Consider the following 14,706-nt stretch of genomic DNA (forward strand, 5'->3'; position numbering starts at 1 on the left):
GTTCTTCTCCAACCCCCAGCACGAGCGCACCAAGCTGTTCCTCAGCCAGATCCTGGGACATTGACGGCGCCGGCCCGCCCGGGCGGCCCGTCCGTGGCCGCCCGGGCGGGCCCGTCGCCTGCGACCAACGCGACATCGACGACAAGGAAAACGCGTATGCCCCTCACCATCCCCGCCAAGGCCGAGCATCGGACCTTCCTCTATTCCGAGCCCTGCACGGATCTTGACGCGCTCAGCGCGGATATCGCCTATCTCGGCATCCCCTATGGCGAATCCTACACCTTCGGCGAAATCGCCAGCGACCAGAGCCGCGGCGCCCTGGCGATGCGCCGGGCTACCGACAGGATCCTTCGCTCCATCGAGCGCTATGATTTCGACATTGGCGGCCCGCTCTACGACAACCGGCCGATCCGCGCCGTCGATTGCGGCGATGTCTATGCCGATCCGCGCGAGCTGAAGCAGCATCTCGCGCGCGCCGAGCAGGTGGTGCGCAGGATCGTGGCCTCAGGCGCGATGCCGATCATTCTCGGCGGCGATCACTCGATTCCGATCCCGGTGCTCAAGGCGCTCGACGACCAGGGCCCGATCACGCTGATCCAGATCGACCAGCATCTCGACTGGCGCGAGGAGATCAACGGCGTCACCCACGGGCTTTCCAGTCCGATCCGCCGCGCCTCGGAAATGGATCATATCGGCGAGATCTTCCAGATCGGCCTCCACGCCAGCGGCAGCGGACGCCAGGAGGAATTCGATGCCGCCCGGGCCTATGGCGCGCATCTCGTCTCCTCCTACGAGCTCCATGAGCGGGGCATCCAGCACGTGCTCGACAGGATCCCCGCCGGGGGGCGCTATTACATCACCGTCGATCTGGACGCTTTCGAGCCCGGCATCGCCCCGGGGGTCGCCGCACCCTGCGCCGGCGGCATGACCTTCATGCAGGCCAGAACCCTGATCCACGGCCTGGTGAACAAGGGCCGCGTGGTCGGCATGGACGTGGTGGAGATCACGCCGGCCAGCGACGTCAACGACATCACCTGCATCACCGCCGGCCGCCTGATCGTTAACCTCGTCGGTGCGGCCGTCCGGGCCGATTATTTCGGCGCGAAATAGCCGGCGCTCCGCGATTGCGGGGCGCCTTCCCCTTCGCGCCGTGCGCCGGCGGGCTTGCAGGCCCGCCGGCCCCATTCCGTCCCGGATGCCGTTCCATGAATGTCGTGCAGATCCTCGAACGCCTGGTGCGCTTTCCCTCCGTCGTCGGCACCCCCAATGGCGCTATTGTCGACTGGATCCGCGCCTATCTGGAAAGTCATTCGGTCGAGGTGCGCGTTCTGCCGGGGCCGGAAGGGGACCGTGCCAATCTGTTCGCCACGCTGGGGCCGCGCGACCGGCCCGGCTACATCCTGTCGGGGCACATGGATGTGGTGCCTGCCGGGGAGGCGGAATGGCGCTCCGATCCCTTCACGCTCCGCGCCGAGGGCGATGCGCTGCAGGGGCGCGGCACCAGCGACATGAAGGGTTTCCTCGCGGCGGTGCTGGCGAGCGTCCCGGCCGTGCTGGCCGGCCCGCTCGACCGGCCCCTCCACCTCGCCTTCTCCTATGATGAGGAGGCCGGTTGCCGCGGCGCGCCCCACCTCATTGCACGCCTGCCGGAACTGTGCGCGCCACCCCTCGGCGCCATCATCGGCGAGCCGAGCGGGATGCGGGGCGTGCGCGCCCATAAGGGGAAGGCGGCGGCTCGCATCCGCATCGAAGGGCGCGCGGGCCATTCCTCGCGTCCCGACCAGGGCATCAACGCCATCCACCTGATGGCGGAGGTGCTGGCACGGGCGGTGGAGACGGCGCGGGCCTTGGAGAAAGGGCCGCAGGATCCGACCTTCGAGCCCCCCTACGCCTCGATGCAGATCGGCACGATCAGGGGAGGACAGGCGCTCAACATCGTTCCCGACCTGTGTGTCGCCGATCTGGAGGCCCGCGCCATACCCGGCATTCCGCCGCGCACGCTTCTTGAGCCCGTCCACGCCGTGGTCTGCTCGCTCGCCGAGCGCGGCGTCAAAGCGACGTGGGAGACGTTGAGCGATTATCCCGCGCTCTCCCTTCCCGCCGATGCGCCACTCGCCAGGCTGGTGGAGAAACTCACGGGAGAGCCGCCATTGGCAGCCGTCAGCTATGGGACGGAAGCCGGGCTTTACCAGAATGCGGGCGTCCCTTCGATCATATGCGGGCCAGGCAATATCGCTCGGGCGCACAAGCCCAATGAGTTCATCCGCATGGATGAACTGACGTCATGCCAGGCCTTTATCGAGGCGCTCGGGGGAGACCTTCTCGCGGGATCGTGACGATCACTGTGCTGTTCGGCCGGGGCCTTCCGCCGGAAACCACGACGACGACGAGTTGATCGGGTATGCCGAAGAGACGAACCGGCTCAACCGGGAGCGCCGCTCGAATGGCGACGCCTGGAAAGCGGAGCTGGTCAAAGTCGAAAGGCAGGTCAGGGGCATCATCGAGGCCATCAAGGCTGGAATGTTCCATGAGAGCATGAAGGCCGAAATGGATACATCGGAGGCCCGAAAGAACGAGCTTTCGAAGCTGCTGGTCGATGTTCCCAACGACGTGCCGGACATGCTGGCGAGGGCTGTGGCCATCTATGCGAGCAAGGTCGCGACTCTGACACATGCGCTGAATCGGCCAGAGGAGAAGCCTCAGGCAGCGGAAGCCTTGCGGATGCCGATCGAGAGGATCGTGCTGACGCCCGGCAATGAACAAGGCGAGATATTCGCGGCGCTGCACGGTGAACTGCGCACCATCCTCGAATGGACCGAGCGCCAGGCAATCGGAATGACCGGTACAAAGCAAAACCCGCAGCCGAGGCTGCGGGTTTGTCGGTATCAGTGGTTGCGGGGCACACAACCATCTCAAATTGCTGTTTCGAGCCGCAGCGTAGTGACGTGCTGGGCATTTTCCCGGATTCTCGACCAACGGGCCGACCCGCACGCGCTCGACGGAGACGCTTTCGCGCATGAACGGGACGAGGACGGCCAGGTGGTGCTTCCGATGTTGCGGCTCGACAAGTTCGCACCGCAGGTGGCGAGCCTCTTCGATACCATTTCCGCGACGCGCCACCCAACGCGGCATCGCAGACATCATCAATCAGGAAAGAGCCGCGACGGCCGTCGCTCCAGCGTGGCGAATTTCCTCCACGAGCCAACGCAGCCCCGCGTCACCGTCGTCGCGCATGTGCCAGACGATGTCGATTTGTGCCGCGCCGCGCTCCAGCGCGAGGTCCAACAGAACCAGCCCGCCACCCGCCACCGTCTCGCGCGCGAAGCGGTGCGGGAGGGACGCCACATAGTTCGAGACGCGCAATACCGGCGGCACGGCGGAAAAGTAAGGCACCGTCACAGCCACGCGCGCCGTCCCTTCGCGGCCACGGCGGGCATCCATAAGGCTCTGCTCCATGCGGATGCGACGCACCATCCCGCGGTCCTCGACAAATCCATCGCCGCGTTCCGGCGCGGTACCGGTGAACTCGACGACGATATGAGGAAACGCCAGAAGGCGTTCGGGCGTGACCTCGCCTTCGGTCAAGGGATGGCCCGTGCGCACCACGATGGCTCCGCGCTCCTCGACGAACGGCGCGCGCCGCAGGAAGCCGGGCAGTTTGTCGAACCAACCGATGACGAGATCGAGGGTCCGGGTTTCAAGCTGGCGCGCGAGGTCGAGGCGGCTGACGGGGAATATCTGAAGATCCACCAGCGGCGCCGTCGCGCTCAACCGTTGTACCAGATGCGGCAATACATAGATGGCGAAGAAATCAGAGGCGGCAATCCGAAAGCAGCGCGGCGATTTGGATGGATCGAAGGAGACCCCCACCAGAGCGGCTTCGAATTGCTGCAGGCCCTTGCTCACGCGGCCGGACAGTTCCATTGCGCGCGGCGTGGGCTGCAGGCCGGTGTCGCTACGCACGAAAAGATCGTCCTGGAGCATCTGGCGCAGCCGGGCCAAGGCATGGCTGACGGCGGACGGGCTGAGCGAGAGTTCCGCAGCGGCGCGCACCACGCTCCGGTGCTTCATGATAGCGGCGAACACATGGAAGAGGTTCAGGTCAATCTGACGACCTTTCTTCATGTTCGCCCGACCTTTCGCGACCCCTAGCATACCTCCTAACAATATTTGCCCAAAGCGGGAAACGATGTTTCGTCCCGAATCAGACAATGCACCATATTCAGCAGCCCGACTGAAGAGTCGTCAGTTGCAGTGAGGCGCTCTCGGCGGCATCGTCGTCGCGCCGCACACGCCTGCCGCCATGGCTCGGGAGCGGCTCGCACGAGGATATGTCGCGCGGCAGCCCGCTGAAGCCTTTCGCGAGATTTCATGAATGACAACCGAACCAATCCCTCTCAGATCGCGCCAGAGGTCTGCGATGATGGGACGCGTCGGCCCCGACCGTCGATAGAGACCATGCCGCAATGATGGAATCGGTTGAGTCCGCCATCGAACTTTATCCATGGCTCGACAGCGTGATGATGCTGCTCGTCCTGCTCGTGACCGCCTTTGTGGCGCAGATTGTCTTCAAGCGGGCCCTGCTGGACGCCGCCGAACGCGTTCTGGGACAGACATCGTTCGGCCGCGATGGGGCGGCGACCCGCAGTCGCGTGGTCCGGCGACTGGCCAGCATCTTGCCCGCAATCATCATCTCGGCGGGCATCGGGCTGGTCCGGGACCTGCCCGCCTCTGTCGTGAGCGTGATCACCAACGTCTCGCACGCGTTTATCGTCCTGACGGTGGCAATGACCCTCGCCGCCGTCCTCGACCGCGCGGACCAACTCTATCATCGGCGCCCCGAGACCCACTCAAGGTCCATCCGTGGATATTTCCAGATCGCCACGATCGCGATCTATGCGGTCGCCGCGATCTTGATGACCGCGATCCTGATCGACCGCTCGCCGGTCATCCTGCTGTCGGGCCTCGGGGCCATGGCGGCGGTGCTCATCCTGGTGTTTCAGGATACGCTTCTCTCCTTCGTCGCCAGCATCCTGATCTCATCGGGCGACATGGTTCGCGTGGGCGACTGGATCGAGATCCCCAGTCTGAACGCCGACGGCGACGTGGTCGACATCTCGCTCCATACGATCCGCGTCCAGAACTTCGACAAGACCATCACCGCCATTCCGATCCGGAAGTTGGTAACGGATTCCTTCAAGAACTGGCGTGGCATGGAGGAAGCGGGCGGGCGCCGCATCAAACGCGCCATCTATCTCGACCAAACCAGCATCGGCTTCCTGGCACCGGAGGCGATCGAGAAGCTGAGTTGCTTCCAGCATCTAGAGGCCTACCTGCTGCTCAAGCTGGAGGAGCTCAGGGATTGGAACGAGCGGCTGGGAGAGACGGGCCGCATCAGCGCAAACACGCGCCGCATCACCAATTCGGGGACATTGCGCGCCTATCTGACCGCCTATCTGCGCGCCCATCCCTCGATCCGCCAGGACATGACGCTCCTGGTAAGGCAGTTGCGGCCCGGGCCGGAAGGACTGCCCATCGAGATCTACTGCTTCACCAACACGACCGACTGGAGCACCCACGAAACCGTGCAGGCCGACATTTTCGACCATGTCTTCGCCCTGCTCCCGGAATTCGACTTGGCCGTGTTCCAGAAACCGAGCGGAGCGGATCTCCGGAACTGGCGGCGCCGGGAGGGCCCCGCATCGTCCGCTCCGGCGCACCGGCCGACGGCGCGAGCCTGACACCGCCCCCACATGAGGGGTGCTGCATGGCGTGCAGGTATCTTGCTGACGAATGATCATTTGCCGCCACCTCCACCGGCACGGCATCTCTAGGCCGGGACGGGGCTATCAGCTGCGGTCGCAGCGATGAAATGGACCCGGTTCGTCGGCGACGCCTGTGCGCCAGCGAACACCGGACGCCTGGGGGGCTATCATGGGAATTATCATCGCGCGTGTGGTTCTGGCGTCGGCTACCGCCGCCTTTGGCGCGGCCACAGCGCTCGCGGGCAACGATCCGGTGATCGATGTGATCGGTCAATCCTCCTGCAGCTATGGTTCTTCCTCTGTCACCTATACCTGCACCGTCAGCAGCGCGGATGAGACGACCGTCGTCAACGTGAATAATGGACAAGTATCCGGAGATAACATCACGACGTCCACGGACGTGACGATCAGCGGAACCGGTGATGTTGAAGCGAGCACCAACTACAATACGGGTTTTTTCTATGCCGGATGGGGGCAGCAGAAGAACACGACATACGGCGGCAACAATGGGTTCACGGATGGCGGCAATATAACGATAAGCGTCAGCGGGTCGCAGACCGTCTCGCAGTTCTACGCCATGAACCTCGAATACTCCTTCGAGGGGACGACGGGCGACGGGAACCAAAATGTCTATTGGGGTTCCGGGGTCGGTGCCCTGGTCGGGCTTTCCATCGGCGGCGGCGGCGTCACCGAGAACAGCGACACCGACACCTCTGATTATGACGGCGGCAGCGGCGGCAGGGTTGAGATCACCAATACCGGCAGCTTCACGGCCATGTTCGGCTCGCAGTACGTCACCAACTCGAACATTCCTAATATTCCGATCTCAGGAAACGCCATCGCCGCCCTGTCCTTTGGCGGCAACGGCACCAACAACAAGACAAGTGATACGGATTTTGCCGGCAGCGGCGGTGCCGGTGGCGCGGTGACGGTCACCAATGAGGGTACGGTTGTTGCCTCCAGCGAGCTCAGCGTTCCGACCATCGGTATCCTCGCCGTCTCCCAAGGCGGCGTCGGCAGCAACCAGAAGAGCTACGCTTCCGCGCCGGGCGGCAATGGCGGATCCGTCAGCGTCGTCAATGACGGTTCGATTTCGATCGACGCCCCCGAAGCGATCGGAATCGTCGCCGCTTCGCTGGGTGGAAATTCCAACTTCGACACCGACAATAATGGCGAGGACGCTTCAGGGGCCGGCAATGGCGGCAGCGCAAGCGTCACGCTGAATTCCGGCTCCTCCATCACCTTCGCCTCCTCGGGCGGCACCGGTATCGGCGCCATCGCCGTGAGCGCGGGCGGCAATGCCAACAACAGCGAGGTCGGCCAGGGCGGCAGCGCCACCGTCACCGTCAATTCCGGCGCCACCATCGACACCAGCGGCGCCGGCGGCGACGTCTCCATCGGCGCCATGGCGGTGAGCGCGGGCTCCACGGGCAGCCTCTTTCTGCAGACCCCGTCGAGCGGCTACAACGCCGACTATCCCGGCAGCGCAGGCGATGCCACCGTCAGCAATTACGGCACCGTCAACACCAAGGGCACGCTGGCCGTGGGCGTCGCCGCCCTCTCCATCGGCGGGGCGGCCATCGTCTCCGCTTCCGACGACGGCCCCGCCACGCTTGGCAACACCGGCGCCCAGCAGGGCGCGCTCGGTGGCAGCACCGCCACGGTGAACAATACCGGCGCCATCAGCACCCTCGGCAGCGCCGCCTACGGCATCCTCGCCGCCTCCATCGGCGGCGGCGGCGGCATCATGGACCTGCAGAGCTCGGACCAGACCGCCACCCTGGGCAGCGCCACCGATGGCGGCGGCACCGGGAATGGCGGCTCGGTCGTCGTCACCCATTCCGGCTCCATCGTCACCGGCGACGGCTCGGGCACCGGTGCCGGCGCCGTCGGCATCGTCGCCCAGTCCATCGGCGGCGGCGGCGGCAGTTCCAGCGCCGGCAGCCTCAATATCGGCGCCCAGGACAAGAGCGGCTCCGGCGGCGGCAAGGGCGGCTCGGTCTCGGTCACCCTGTCCGATGCCGCATCCATCGTCACCCAGGACGATAACGCGCTCGGCATCCTTGCCCAGTCGGTGGGCGGCGGGGGCGGCAACGGCGCCAGCAATGCGGGGCTGTTCTCCTCCACTGGCGGCGCGGGCGGCAATGGCGGGGCGGGCGGGGCGGTCACCGTCGATCTTGAGAATACCAGCGGCTACATCCTCACCTCCGGTCTGTTCGCCGGCGGCGTCTATGCCCAGTCGGTGGGCGGCGGCGGCGGCAATGGCGGCGCCTCCACTTCCTTCGGCACCGTCATTTCCGATGCCATGGGCGGAACAGGCGGCAGCGGGGGCGCCGGCGGCACGGTCACTGTCACCAACGACACCACCATCATCAGCCAAGGCAACCAGTCCCTCGGCATTCTGGCGCAGTCGGTGGGCGGGGGCGGCGGCAGCGGCGGGGCGGCCAATTCCTACAGCGAGGAGTTGCTGACCGTCTCCCTCGCCGTGGGTGGCGCCGGTGGCGATGGCGGCGCCGGCGGCGCCGTCACGGTGACCCATGAGGGCGCCATCTATACCGGCTGCTCGGACTCGAGCGGCTGCGTCTATGAGATCGCGGGCGCGCCCACCCCCGAGGCGGCGGATTCCATCGGCATCCTCGCCCAGTCCATCGGCGGCGGCGGCGGCGCGGGGGGCTCGGCCACCGCCTACGGCCTGTCCTTCTCCACCGAGGACATCCCGGTTAACTTCACCTTCACCTATGCGGTGGGCGGCAGCGGCGGCTCGGGCGGGGACGGCGGCGCCGTGACCGTGAATCAGGCTGGCGGTATCACCACGGGAGCCGACGGCGCCTATGGCGTCCTCGCCCAGTCCATCGGCGGCGGCGGCGGCATTGGCGGCGACGGGAGCGCCTCGTCCTATGCCCTTGAGCTCGGGGTGGCCACCTTCAAGGTCGCCTTGTCCTATGGCGGCACGGGCGGGGACGGCGGCTCCGGCGGAGATGCGAACGTCACCGTCGGACCCACCGGCGACTGCTCGACCTGCAACGGCACCACCGCGACCTACGGCCATTACGCCCATGGCATCCTCGCCCAGTCGATCGGCGGCGGCGGCGGCGCGGGCGGCGCGGGCGACGCCAGCGCCTCAAGCCCCAATACCGGCGGCTCCGGCACATCCGTGACCTTGACCTACGGCCTCGGCGGAAACGGCGGCGGCGGCGACGATGGCGGCAGCACCACGGTGACGGTGAACGCGGGCAGCGCCATCACCACCTATGGCTCCAGCGCGAGCGCGATCCTTGCCCAGTCCATCGGCGGGGGTGGCGGCATGGCCGGGGGCGGCTCCGCCTCCGCCTCGGGGGATAGCTACGAGGCGAACATCGCCGTCGGCGGACTTGGCGGCACCGGCAGCGACGGCGGCACCGTGAGCGTCAACAATGCCGGCACCCTCTCCACCGGCTCGGTCTACACCAACAGTTCGGACCTCTCCGTGGTGATGGGCGGCGACAGCTTCGGCATCTTCGCCCAGTCCATCGGCGGCGGCGGCGGTTCTGGCGGCACCTCGGACGCGGCCGCCAACATCGACCTGCTGAGCCAGGTGGAAGATGCCATCAACAACCCTTCCGCGAGCTATTCGGCCGATATCTCGCTCGGCGGCTCGGGCGGGGCTGCCGGCGACGGCGGTGCGGTCGATCTCACCAATTCCGGCAGCATCACCACCATCGGCCAGCGCGCCTTCGGCATGTTCGGCCAGTCCATCGGCGGCGGCGGCGGCTATGGCGGCGCGGCAACCTCCACTTCCAATTCGGTGATCGGCGGGCCCAGCGCGCCCGGGGCCGGCACCTATTCGGCGGACCTCGCCGTCGGCGGCAACGGCTCGGGTGGCGGCGACGGGGGCGCCGTCTCCTTCACCAATTCCGGCGCCATCACGACCTCGGGCTATGGCGCCCATGCCATGTTCGCCCAATCCATCGGCGGCGGTGGCGGCTTCGGGGCGGAGGGGACGGTGGACAACATCACCACCGTGGGCCTCGGCGCCAGCTATGCCGGCAGCGGCAGTTACGGCGGCGATGGCGGGCAGGTGAGCGTGACCGACACCGGCACGCTGTGGACCGCCGGCGATGACGCCTTCGGCATCTTCGCCCAATCGGTCGGCGCCGGCGGCGGCTCGGCGGGGGTGGGCTGCACCAACTCGGTCCAGGTGGGGCCCATCGGCAATAGCCAGTCTTTGTGCCTCGGCAACAGCCAGGTGGGGGTGACCACCTCCACCTCGATCTTCAACGACGCGTCCGACTTCACCCTCAACGTGGGAGGGCAGGACGGCCTGTCCGGCAATGGCGGCGACGTCACCATCGCGAAGACCTCGGGGTCCATCATCACCACCGGCGCGCGGGCCTTTGGCATCGCGGCCCAGTCCATCGGAGGCGGCGGCGGCCTCGTCTCCGCCGCCTCCGCCAATGTGGGTTCGGTGACGTTCGATGATGGCGACCAGGGCGGGGTTGGCGGCGCCTCGGGGTCGGGTGGCGTGGTGAGCGTGACGCTCGGCGACGGGGTCGCCGTCACCACCTACGGCGCCGGCGCCTTCGGCGTGTTCGCCCAGTCCGTCGGTGGCGGCGGCGGATTCGCGGGCGATGCCTCGCTCGCCCTCGCCACCACAAACGTCAACGACCTCTCTTATTCCGGCCAATTCAACACTGCCGGCGCCATCACGGTGACGACGTCGGCGGACATCGCCACCAGCGGCGCAAATGCCCATGGCCTGTTCCTGCAATCCATCGCCGACGCCTCGGGCGGCGCCATCGGCATGGGTGACACGCTGACGGCGGGCGGCAATCTCTCCGGCACCCTGTCCACCAGCAACGGCACCGGCGGCGCCGTCACCGTCAACCAGGACGGCGGCAGCATCGTCACCTCCGGCACGGGCTCGGTGGCCATCTTCGCCCAGTCCAGCGGCAACGATACCCACCAGAACCCCATCACCATCGCTATTTCCGGCCTCGTCCAGGGCGGCACCGGCGCTTCGGCGGCGGGCGTCTGGCTGTTCGGCGGCATCTCCGGCGGCGGCGAGAGCGAGGTGTCAGGCGTCACCGCCAACACGATCACCATCAATGAAGGCGGCTCGCTCTCCACGGCGGACGGCATCAACGGCCGTGCCATCCTCGCCCAGCAGTCCATCACCAACGTCTTCAATTCGGGTACCCTGACCGGCAGCGTCGATCTCGGCCAGGAATCCTACGACAGCAGCGCGGTGGTGGGCACCATCACCAATTACGGCCTGTTCAACGCCGGCAGCGCCATCACCGCCGCGAGCCTGAGCAACAACGGCACGTTGGCTCCGGGCGGCGTTGGCACGATCATGGCCACGACGCTGAGCGGAGGCTTCACCCAGTCGTCCAGCGGCATCCTGACGGTGGACATCAATGCCACGGCGAGCCCAGAGGTGGATCTCCTCCTGGTGGGCGGCACCGCCAGCATCGACGGCACCATCGATCCCACCGCCTCCGCCCTCCTGCCGGGCAGCTACGAGATCGTGCAGGCGGCCAGCCTGAGCACGACCGCGACGACCTCCTCCTCCTATCTGTTCACCTGGGACGCGACGGCCACCACTACGAGCCTGTCCATATCGCCCGAGGCGAACTTCACCCCCTCCGACGCGGGCCTTTCCACCAATGAGCAGGCGCTCGCCAATTACCTGCAGGCTTCGTGGAACGCGGGCGGATCGAGCGGGCTGGCGCCGCTCTACGGCACGCTCTCGCAGGTGGAGAGCGCCAGCGCCTACGCAAGCGATCTCGACCAGATCATCGCCAACGTGTCGGCGGCCGTCACCAACCAGGCTCTCGCCAGCACCGCGGCGCTGGATTCCACCTTCTCCTGCCCCGTCTTCGAAGGCACCGGCACGCTGCTCGGGGAGTCGAGCTGCGCCTGGTCGAGCGTGACCGGCAGCATGGCGAGCCTGGGCGGCGGGCGCGAGAGCCCCGCGCAGGACCTCAACACCCTCACCCTCCGCCTCGGTGGTCAGAAAGAGATCGCGCCGGACTGGTATCTCGGCGCCACCGCCGGCTACAGCTGGAGCTGGACCGCGACCCCCGGTACGAATGGTGCCAGCGGCGACGGGCAGCGCGGCGATGCAGGCCTCGCACTGAAGCGCACCTTGGGGCCCTGGTACTTCGGCGCCGGCTTCAACTTGGCCTATGGCCGCACCACCAACGAGCGCTCCATCGACCTGATCGGCCCGGCATTGCCGGCCTCCAGCGCCTCGAACGTGTTCACCGCATCGGGGCGGGTGCGGGCGGCCTATGAGTTCGCCTTTGCGAACTGGTATCTGCGGCCCCATGTGGACCTCGACGTGATCTACGTGGACGCCCCGGGCTACAGCGAGGCCAGCCTCTCGCCCCTCGCCTTCGACGTGTCGGGCCAGTCGGACACCCTGTTCGGCCTGTCGGCGATGGTGGAGGCCGGCGGGCGCATGAACTTCGATTCAGGCTGGATCCTGAGGCCCTATGCGGCGGTGGGGGTTTCCCTGCTTTCGCAGGACACCTGGACCACGCAGGTGAAGCTGCAGGGCGCCCCCGCGGGCCTCGGCACATTCGACATTGAAAGCGACATTCCCGACGTGCTGTTCCGGCTCGACGCCGGCTTGCAGCTCTATCAGCAGACCGGGGCGGAACTGAAGGCCGTCTACGGGCTCTCGGCGGGAAACGACTATCTTTCCAACACAGGATCCCTGCGCTTGAGCTATCGGTTCTAGACCGACCTTTGAGGTGGTCCCGGTTTTCTGGACAGGATGCTAAGCTAATCCCGGCCCGAAGGAATGGTACGGGAACGAAGACGACGAGAAAGAGCTACAGCGCCGATTTCAAGGCAACGGTGGCACTGGAGGCGATCCGGGGCGATCTGACGCTGGCGGAGCTGGCCGCCAAGCACGGCGTGCACCACACGATGATTGCGTCCTGGAAGCGTCAGGCGATCGACGGGATGGCGGGCACGTTCTCTGGGGCCGGTGATGCTGGCAAGGCTGCCAGCGAGAGTGAGGTGGAGAAGCTGCACGCCAAGATCGGGCAACTGGTAGTGGAGCGGGATTTTTTAGCGAGAGCCTTCGGTCGATGAGCGTGGACCGGAGGCGGGCGATGGTCGAACCTGCTCACCATCGCCTGTCGATGCGGCATCTGCGCCGTGCAGGCCTTGCGGCTTGTCGCCGTCGGGCACGACGCTTGATGGCAAAGATGGGCCCGACGCCGATCTACCAGCGGCCGCGCACGAGCGATCCGCACCCACAGCACCGGGTCTATCCGTACCTGCTGCGCAAACTGGCGATCGAACGGCCGAACCACGTCTGGTGTGCCGACGTGACATACATCCCCATGCGCCGTGGCTTCCTCTACCGATACCGACATTCACTGAAAGTGGTCGTGTAGCGGCATAGAAACTCGTCATGAAGCTGTGTCTCCTTCTACCCTCTGCACCTTCGCTGATCCTCGATCTATGGCGATGAACCGGTCCAGCATGAGCACGTGCCCCAAGCCGGTAATGGTGCGCAAAGGTGGCGATGCCGATCCAAAGCATCCGTTGTCGCTATAAATGCGCTCGTTACATCTCTAAGCCATTGCCATCTTGTCGCGACGCAAGCGGACCATCAGCATCAGCAGGCCCGCCACCAGGAACGACGCGGCGAGCGCTATGGCTGTGGTGACGAACTGGCCTCCGCTCATATCCAGCAGAATGCCGCCGAGACGGGGCCCCAGAAAGCCGCCGAGATTGCCCACGGCATTGATAAGGCCGGCGGCGGCGCCCGCCGCCGCCACAGGCACTGCCCGCGACGCTGCCGCCCAGAAGGGTCCTTCATAGGACAGCGCACCGCCCACCGCGATACAGATGAAGAAGACCGAAAGAATGACGAAGGACTGGCCGATCATTACCGAGGCAACGAGGCTGACGGCAGCCAATACAAGCGAAAGCAGGACATGGCGCTGATAGCGCCGATTGCGGTCGACCCACCAACCGTTCGCCCACATGAACACGATCGCTGTGCAGTACGGCAGCGCCGCGATCAGCCCCACCGCGCCGAAATCCGCTTCCGTGAGCGCCTTCAGCAAGGACGGCAGCCACATGTTCAGGCCGTAGAATCCGACCTGGATGAAGAACGATACCGCCACGAGCAGCCACACGGCAGGCTCGGCGAAGATGCGGCGGAACGACGAGGCTTCCGGCTCGCCCACGGCGTCGGCCGCCAGTGATGTCTCGATGAAGTCGCGTTCGGCGGCCGAGCACCATGCCGCGTCGCGGGGTCTGTCGGCAACCATCAGCGACCAGACCGGCGTGGCGATAAGGAAGGGCAGCGCGCCCTCGATCAGCAGCATTGTCCGCCAATTGGTCAGATCGACGATAAAGCCGGACAGCGGCTGGGTGATGATCGAGGCGATCGCCAGGTTCGTCATCCAGAAGCTGTACGCCCGGGCCCGTTCGGACATTGGGAACCAGTTGTTGATCAGAACCAGTGTGGCCGGCCAAACGCCGCCCTCCGCTACGCCCAGAACGAAGCGGGCGACAACCAGTTCGTCGAAACTGCGGGCAAGGCCGCACCAGATCGCCGCGCACCCCCACAGCAAAATCATGATGCCAACGGCCTTTTTGGGGCTCCAGTGGGTGGCGAGCAAGCCACCGGGAATCTGAAACAGCGTGTAGCCGATGAAGAAGATGCCGGCCGCGAATCCCTGATCCGCCTTGCTGACGGCGAATTCCTCACCGATACCAGCGAAGGCGTAGCTGATATTGGTGCGGTCCATAAACGAGATTATGTAGACCACCATCGCCGCGGGGATGAGCCGCTTCCACCGCATCCCACCGACTGTCGCTCCGGTCGCCGCGTCCATGCCGCCCCCCATTTTATTCGACCATCAACAGGCGTTCTGTTCGTATCCGCGAAGTCCCGACATGCGCATGAAGGCCAGCGCGGTGTTCATTTCGA

7 protein-coding genes and 1 pseudogene are annotated in these 14,706 nt (G+C 66.1%); 5 read left to right on the forward strand and 3 right to left on the reverse strand.

The features are described 5' to 3' along the window. Positions 1 to 156 precede the first annotated feature (156 nt). Positions 157 to 1,110, forward strand: a complete 954-nt coding sequence (locus tag KHC23_RS15825) for an agmatinase (protein ID WP_213373631.1) — start codon at positions 157 to 159, stop codon at positions 1,108 to 1,110. Positions 1,111 to 1,205: 95 nt separating this feature from the next. Beyond that, positions 1,206 to 2,336 (forward strand): acetylornithine deacetylase, encoded by a 1,131-nt coding sequence (argE, locus tag KHC23_RS15830; protein ID WP_213373632.1) that lies wholly within the window; start codon positions 1,206 to 1,208, stop codon positions 2,334 to 2,336. Here the strand turns inward: argE and KHC23_RS24895 are convergent. Beyond that, positions 2,296 to 3,132 carry a hypothetical protein gene (locus tag KHC23_RS24895; protein ID WP_213373633.1) on the reverse strand — a complete coding sequence of 279 codons (837 nt, stop codon included), beginning with the start codon at positions 3,130 to 3,132 and terminating at the stop codon, positions 2,296 to 2,298. The two genes, argE and KHC23_RS24895, sit on opposite strands and share 41 nt — an antisense overlap. A 15-nt stretch (positions 3,133 to 3,147) precedes the next feature. Beyond that, entirely contained in the window at positions 3,148 to 4,155 is a 1,008-nt protein-coding gene (locus KHC23_RS24900; RefSeq protein WP_373878516.1) for a LysR family transcriptional regulator, read from the reverse strand. 314 nt (positions 4,156 to 4,469) lie between these two features. On the opposite strand from KHC23_RS24900, the gene KHC23_RS15845 reads away from it, so the two are divergent. From KHC23_RS15845 to KHC23_RS15855, 3 genes and pseudogenes are all read left to right on the forward strand, one after another. Further along, entirely contained in the window at positions 4,470 to 5,741 is a 1,272-nt protein-coding gene (locus KHC23_RS15845) for a mechanosensitive ion channel family protein (protein WP_213373653.1), read from the forward strand. A gap of 424 nt (positions 5,742 to 6,165) precedes the next feature. Continuing rightward, entirely contained in the window at positions 6,166 to 12,489 is a 6,324-nt protein-coding gene (locus tag KHC23_RS15850; RefSeq protein ID WP_213373635.1) for an autotransporter outer membrane beta-barrel domain-containing protein, read from the forward strand. A gap of 47 nt (positions 12,490 to 12,536) precedes the next feature. Beyond that, positions 12,537 to 13,123: pseudogene (locus tag KHC23_RS15855) on the forward strand (transposase); the annotation flags it as partial. 213 nt (positions 13,124 to 13,336) lie between these two features. Here KHC23_RS15855 and KHC23_RS15860 read toward each other — a convergent pair. After that, on the reverse strand, positions 13,337 to 14,611 hold the full coding sequence (locus KHC23_RS15860; RefSeq protein WP_213373636.1) for an MFS transporter: 1,275 nt from the start codon (positions 14,609 to 14,611) through the stop codon (positions 13,337 to 13,339). Positions 14,612 to 14,706 lie beyond the last annotated feature (95 nt).

The sequence above is a fragment of the Ancylobacter dichloromethanicus genome (assembly GCF_018390645.1).
Classification (GTDB): domain Bacteria; phylum Pseudomonadota; class Alphaproteobacteria; order Rhizobiales; family Xanthobacteraceae; genus Ancylobacter; species Ancylobacter dichloromethanicus.